This is a genomic window from Paramesorhizobium salinisoli (assembly GCF_003335045.1).
Taxonomy (GTDB): Bacteria; Pseudomonadota; Alphaproteobacteria; order Rhizobiales; family Rhizobiaceae; genus Paramesorhizobium; species Paramesorhizobium salinisoli.
In genome coordinates this window covers 1-3,590 of sequence record NZ_QOZG01000056.1, presented here as the reverse complement: position 1 = coordinate 3,590, position 3,590 = coordinate 1, and the positions used below count along the sequence as shown (strand labels likewise).

General features: G+C 51.7%; 3 protein-coding genes and 1 pseudogene. 2 read left to right on the top strand and 2 right to left on the bottom strand.

The window, feature by feature from the left end:
• Positions 1-153: 153 nt before the first annotated feature.
• Complete coding sequence (locus DUT91_RS24615) at positions 154-780, bottom strand: response regulator (RefSeq protein WP_114443012.1); 627 nt, start codon at positions 778-780, stop codon at positions 154-156.
• A 322-nt stretch (positions 781-1,102) separates the two neighbouring features.
• Between DUT91_RS24615 and DUT91_RS24610 the strand changes: the two genes are divergently transcribed.
• Together DUT91_RS24610 and DUT91_RS24605 are read left to right on the top strand one after the other, a co-directional pair.
• Positions 1,103-1,741 (top strand): putative pterin-binding protein, encoded by a 639-nt coding sequence (locus DUT91_RS24610; RefSeq protein ID WP_114443011.1) that lies wholly within the window; start codon positions 1,103-1,105, stop codon positions 1,739-1,741.
• Positions 1,741-3,087, top strand: coding sequence for a sensor histidine kinase (locus DUT91_RS24605; RefSeq protein WP_114443010.1), 1,347 nt, complete (start codon positions 1,741-1,743; stop codon positions 3,085-3,087). Before DUT91_RS24610 ends, DUT91_RS24605 begins: the two co-directional genes overlap by 1 nt.
• 42 nt (positions 3,088-3,129) lie before the next feature.
• On the opposite strand, the pseudogene DUT91_RS27070 reads toward DUT91_RS24605, so the two are convergent.
• Positions 3,130-3,288 (bottom strand): annotated as a pseudogene (locus tag DUT91_RS27070) (IS5/IS1182 family transposase); the annotation flags it as partial.
• Positions 3,289-3,590 lie beyond the last annotated feature (302 nt).

The window sequence follows — 3,590 nt, the reverse complement described above, 5'->3', positions numbered from 1 at the left end:
AACCGGCTCCAACGCTGCGCAAGATGAAGGCTACGCGTTTTCGCCGGTTGCTCCCACCGCGCCAAGTGGCGTAATGAAAACCGCCGAGGCTCTAATCGCCGCTGGATGAAAGTTCAGTGGCAGGTCATCTTGTCGAAAGATGGTGATTAAGATCTAAAACCCCCTAGGGATGCGTCCACGTCTGAGAAGTTTTGCGCGCGCCTGCTTGTAATATTTCTCCACGGTGCAGACACTTATCTCACAACGAGCACCCATTTCTTCGTAAATCGTTTTCCGTCTTACGCCGCGTTCACGACAAGCCATCAGGTCCACGATCTCCTGTTCCCGCGGCGTGAGCCCCGAATAATGGAGATCCGGTGCTTCCATCACTGGCTTTGAGAGCCGCATCGAAAATCCATTGGTCGCAATATTGTGCAGAACGCCGGCCAACACGCCGCGTGTGAACCCGGTTTTCCCGACATATCCAGCGACACCGATTTTTCTAAATTCCTCAGCTTCGGCAAGTGTGTCCGATCCAGAGACAACCACGTGAACGGCCTTCGGGGAAGACGCGATAATTTTCTCCACGACCTCCAGCCGATCGTTGCGTGACATGGGATCAAACCCCGGAAGGCCGGGATCTATGATAATGAGATCGAATACCTGATCACTCAACTGCTCAGATGCGATTTCCAGCGTCTGGGCGCCTATTACGAGACAGTCGTCTACGCTCGCCTTCACTTCAGCTATCAGAGCCAATCGCATCAGGTCATGGTCTTCGACAACAAGTGCTCGATCCATGAAATGTCCTCCATATTACTTTGGGCATTAAACGCGCGATTTGTGGCAAAAAAATAGGGGTGCCATCACCCCTATTTTTTTGCCTGCTGATGTTCTTCTCTAAACGACTTGCACCATGGCGATGACATCGCTCCCTGAATCTGTCGCAAATACGTGCCCTCGTGACTAACCGGGGCCGCCAAGATGAGGTTCGAAATGGAGTAACTTGTCCTCGATGGAGGCATCATCGCCGGCATAAACGCGGAATGCCAATAGCATCGACAGACATCAATGGGACAACTATGCGTCACAAAATCAACAATTTGCCTGGACATTAAAGATCATGAACGCGATCTGCTTCAATAGGCAAAGCTTTTTGGTACAGAGCATATTTTCCCTCTGCACCATGCCCTCTATTAAAGAGTGGGCCTCGATACGGTACTCTGTTCTTGGATTGGGCCTCGGCTTAGCTCTTGCCCTCATCCTTGCCAGTTGGCCGACACAGGCCGCCTATAACCCCAATTTGCTGACAGTTGAAAACACCACTTCAGGCGTTTCCCATACTTTCACGATCGAGCAACTGAAAACCGACTTTCCCCAACAAACCTACGATACGCATACGCCCTGGATGAAGGAAGGTCAAAAAACCCTCTTTCGTGGCCCGCGACTTATTGACGTTCTGGCGAGAGCCGGAATTCTGGATAGCCGGGCCATAAAAGTTATCGCCTACGACGATTTCATTTCCGAGATTCGTATGGACGAGATCCGGACCTACGACCCCATCTTGGCCGTGGAATGCAAATGTACCGACGGAGACCGCATGGACGGACTATGCAAGGCGGGCCAGGAGCTGCGACCAATCGGCATGCTTGAGAAAGGACCCATTTTTATGGTCTGGCCAGCTAACCGTCTGCCGAGCGCATACACACCAACTCGCAATTCTATCTGGGTCTTTTTTCCAGTGTTGATCCGGCCAGCTTGATGAAACCGAACAATAACCGAGTTCTTGGTATTTTACCGTATGTCGGGCTGGCATTGGCTTTGGTCATCAGCACCTGGACGTTTCTTCGGTCGGAACAGTATCGAAGCAATACCGAAAATGCTCTCAGCGAATCATATGAGATTCAATGGGGAGCATCACAGATTCGCGAACGGCTGCTGCGGGCCACCAGCTACATCCGAATTGCCAGCCAATCCGGTGAACTTGATCCGGACATCGATCGGCAAGTCATGCTTCTAAGGTTCAACATCAAACAGTTGCTATCGCTCTCCTACGTTGATCGTTTTCTTTCGCCAAGCGATATAAAGCGGCTTGAATACCTTAATCAGGCTATTAAACAGAAGCTTGATACCACCGTTGCTGCCCGGTCCAATTATCAGCAAATTTTAGACTATATGGCAGAGCTTGAACAGGAGATCTACCAAATATCGAGTGCTGTCCTTAACCACAGCGCGGGGTTGCAGGAGACTGCGAAGATCAATATCGACGCATCGCGCAATTGGTTCATTTTCGCGCTGGGACTCGGATTATTCGCAACCTTCTACCTGATCATACATCAACGGTATGTCTGCGCCAGCCGCCGCAATCAGCATCTGCGCTCTTTTGCATCCCTGTTCGCCCACATGACGCGATCACGTGTTACTGCCCTCAGACTGTTCCTGGCCAACACCGGCTCAACCTGCCCCGGAGACGAGCTGTTGAACGCCGCGCGCAGTACGGCAAGTGAACTGGAAGCCATCAATGATGGGTTGCTGTCTATCGCCTATTCGGAGCGCAATCCAGAATCCGAACCACTGGGCAGAGTTTTGCACAAGGTCATCAAGGGCCGCGCAGATATCGTCAAACTAGAAATTGGCCTTCAAACAACACAGCTACTCGTTCCGAAAACGCAGTTCCAGATGATGATTAACGAACTCGTTCAGAATGCCGAAACGGCCGTCAAGGGTAGAAAGAACCCAAATATTGTTATCCGCACCTCCATCAAACGCCGCTATTTCGGCAACCGCTCCCATCTCATCGTAGAAGTAGAAGACAACGGCGTTGGAATGCTACCGGATATTATGAAGAAAGCGACAATTCCGTTCTTTTCAACAAAGGCGGGGAAGCATTTAGGACTGGGCCTCACGAGTTGTGCCGAGATGATCTCTACTCTTGGAGGTAAACTTACGATCGACAGCAAGCCTGATCATGGTACGATCGTTCAAGTGCGTGTTCCATGTCCCCGCAATGTGAATGAACCCACTTGTGCACGCGCAGACGCCAAAACGAGCTCGAAAACCGTCTTCCCATTACGATGGCTCAGCCACGGCTCTGATGAGAGCCGTTGAATAGCATCGCGACGATGACCAAATGAGTCGATGCCGGGTGGGGCCGAAGCCCGCCGCATAAAGCTCAGCCACCTCTTCGTGTAGCCAGGAGAGGTCAAGAACTCGATCGACCTTGACCAACGAGTGATTGTCCGGGAACAGATCCCGAAGCGAACCGCACATGTACAGTTCCAGCTGATCGTGTTCCTTACGGCCGAGCATCGTGGAAGCTCCAGAGAATCAACGACTACTCAATTCAATCAGATACCTAGAACTTCTTCAACAGCCCAACCACGCAGCGCTGCCAGCGCGCGTCGGGCAGATAGTCGGCGATGCTTTTGACGTGCTCCCGTTAAATTAGGCCATTTGGAACTGGAATTTTCCATTTATTGAACCGCCCCAAATTTGGACCAGCGGAGGCTGGAGTTTTCCGGCTTCCCTTCAGGGAGGCGGGCTGGTTGCGCCTCCCGATTTCATCAGCGAGATCGGCACCTTGTTGCCAATCGCACCATGTGGCCGAACCT